4 protein-coding genes are annotated in these 2,362 nt (G+C 61.9%); 2 read left to right on the top strand and 2 right to left on the bottom strand.

Features of this window, described 5'->3' with window-relative positions; genetic code table 11:
• Together MKL01_RS31520 and MKL01_RS31515 are read right to left on the bottom strand one after the other, a co-directional pair.
• Positions 1 to 285 (bottom strand): site-specific integrase (locus tag MKL01_RS31520; protein ID WP_243909118.1); only part of this gene is annotated, 285 nt, incomplete at its 3' end.
• Between the two features lie 35 nt (positions 286 to 320).
• On the bottom strand, positions 321 to 518 hold the full coding sequence (locus MKL01_RS31515; RefSeq protein ID WP_243909117.1) for a hypothetical protein: 198 nt from the start codon (positions 516 to 518) through the stop codon (positions 321 to 323).
• 314 nt (positions 519 to 832) lie between these two features.
• On the opposite strand from MKL01_RS31515, the gene MKL01_RS31510 reads away from it, so the two are divergent.
• Entirely contained in the window at positions 833 to 1,390 is a 558-nt protein-coding gene (locus MKL01_RS31510) for a hypothetical protein (protein ID WP_243909116.1), read from the top strand.
• Between the two features lie 106 nt (positions 1,391 to 1,496).
• On the top strand, positions 1,497 to 1,805 hold the full coding sequence (locus MKL01_RS31505) for a hypothetical protein (protein WP_243909115.1): 309 nt from the start codon (positions 1,497 to 1,499) through the stop codon (positions 1,803 to 1,805).
• The last annotated feature ends 557 nt before the right edge of the window (positions 1,806 to 2,362 follow it).

The raw sequence follows: 2,362 nt of genomic DNA, 5'->3' as shown, positions 1-2,362 counted from the left end.
GTCCTCGTCGTCCGTCGGATCGGCCGCCTTCGCCAGCTTGTGGCCGTACCGGATCGCGGCGAGCCGCCGCCCGATCGTCGAGGCGGACCGCCCGACCTCGGCCTCGTGCGCCAGGAAGCCGGCCACAGCCTCGGGGCTCGCCGGCAGGGACCGGAACCCGAACCGGGCGCACCAAGCCTGAAACACCTGGACGTCGGCATGGTAGGCGCGGATGGTAGAGTCCGCCTTGCTCGCCTGCTGGTAGGCGCGGACAATCGCCGCGGCCTCGACAGGAAGCTCGCTCACGAACTCGGGCGCTATGACGGGAAGCGCGTCAGACGTCACGATTGTCCGCCCGGACCATCGAAGAGGATGACGAGGAGCCAGATCAGCATCAGCGTCGAGGTGATGCCGAAAAGGATGCGATTGATAGGCAGCATCTCATCGGTCTGCACGAGGCTGTAGACCACCACGCCGACTAAGCCGCCCCAAGCGCCGATCCATGCCAAGCGTGAGCTTCGAGGGTCAGGCATCGTCATCGAGCCGGTCCGCCGCAGAGTGCGGTCACTCTGCGCCTCCCGACCTCGCTGCACCACCGGCGGCTGATATAGCCCTGGCTTCACTTCCTCACCTGGCCTCCAATCCACCCTGTCCGTAACTTCCGAGAAGGACGATTATCGGAAGCTCCAGCAGTAGCGGGAGATTGGCAACCGACTTACATCTAAACCTACAACTAAAATTAAAAGGTATTCTTAAACGGTGAACCTATACCGGACACCTACAGGTCAAGCTAAACGGTATCTTTGGACCTTAGACCTACACAGTTTAGCTAACACGCCGGAGGTGAGTCGATGTGGGTTGTCTCGATCTTGGGTTTGAGGGGAGCACGAAGAGCACGCTGACGGCGCATCTCGCCGTAGCCGCTCACCACGCAGGTATCCTCACGGCCGTGGTCGACACGGATCCGCAGGCGACATTGCGGATGTGGTCGACGCGCCGACAGCTGGACGGGCCCCCGGTCCGCCCCGAAACCACGCCTGATTTCCTTGAGCCGACGCTGCGAGAGTTTGAGCGCCAAGGGGCCGAGCTGGTCCTGATCGACACAGCCGGCAAGGCCGAACTGATGGGTAAACGCGCGGCCGAGCTATCGGATCTCGTCCTGATCCCGACGCGTACAAGCCTCGCAGACATGGATGCGGTGCCAACCTCTCACGCTATGGCGAAGGCGGCGGGCAAGCCGCACTTCGTCCTATTCAGCGACGTGGACGTGAGCGGTGCAAAGCGTGACGTGAAGGAAGCGGCGGCAGGGTTCGTCGCCAGAGGTATCCCGACCGGTCGAGAGAACGGCGCGCCCATTATCTGTCATCGCAAGGGCTACAAGAGCTGCTTGATCGACGGCAGCACCATCTAGGAGATCGAGCCGGACGGGAAGGGCGCCGAGGAGGTTGATGCCCTGTTCCGCTGGGTAGCCAAACAAGTCGGTATCAAGGTGAAGCGCAAGCGGACGGAGAAGCAGAATGGCTAAGCGCCCCAGCCTGTCCGCCTCGTTCGTGGTCGGCGAACAGCCGATCCTAGACCCTACACCTCCACCTCCACCTAAAGGTCAACCTCAAGCTCAAAGTTTAGATTTACCTAAACCTACACCTAAAGTTCGCGACCACCGCGAGAACAGACAGGCGTTCACGGTTTGGCTCGATCGAGATCTCATCGCCAAGGTGCGCGGGCTTTCTCGCGAACTGGTTGCCGAGCGCGGCCGAGCCGGGAACTCGATCGAGGCACTGGTGACTGAGGCACTGAACGAGGTGCTGTCCAAGCACGGCCGATAGGCATGTCCGATGCCGGGCGAGCCGTGATGATATGGCCGCCCGGCAGCTGTGGTGGAGGCCACGATCCGCCGAGGCATATTGATCAATCGAGCTCAGATCCTCCCACCGATCTCACGATACCGAGTCTCGCCGGCGGCACGCGCCCCAGCCGCGGAGGCGTAGGCGTAGGGCGAACATTCCGAGCGTTTGCCGTCAGCCGAGGTGATGACCCAGCGGAAGCAGGTCGTGTGAACCGTGCAGGGCACAACCTCGACGCGCGCTGACCGTGCGACCAAACTCATGATCCAACGGAATGCCTCACGAGCCATCCGCGGTCTACGGCATCAACGGCGAATAAGTTTCAGAGCCACGCTCCGCTAACCCGGACACGTTCCACGATCTCATCGCGGCATAACGAGGAGGCATTCATCTCATCAGTGCAAGGGTGAGACGTACCAGCTGGGGGCGGCAGCTTCCGCCAGGAAACTGTTTCGCCGCCGCGTCCGTTCACCATAGGCGTGGCCAACCTCGGTGGCGCAACCGTTGGAGCCATCTGTGACACGCATCTCTCTCTTGAT

It is taken from the genome of Methylobacterium sp. J-070 (assembly GCF_022829385.1).
In the GTDB taxonomy this organism is placed as follows: domain Bacteria; phylum Pseudomonadota; class Alphaproteobacteria; order Rhizobiales; family Beijerinckiaceae; genus Methylobacterium.
Note: the sequence above shows the minus strand (reverse complement) of the source record. Positions and strands in the feature narration are given on the sequence as shown.

What these genes read in the sequence shown, in the direction of transcription:
- MKL01_RS31515 (WP_243909117.1), bottom strand. Translation starts at nt 518, where the DNA reads ATGACGATGCCTGACCCTCGAAGCTCACGCTTGGCATGGATCGGCGCT.
- MKL01_RS31505 (WP_243909115.1), top strand. Translation starts at nt 1,497, where the DNA reads ATGGCTAAGCGCCCCAGCCTGTCCGCCTCGTTCGTGGTCGGCGAACAG.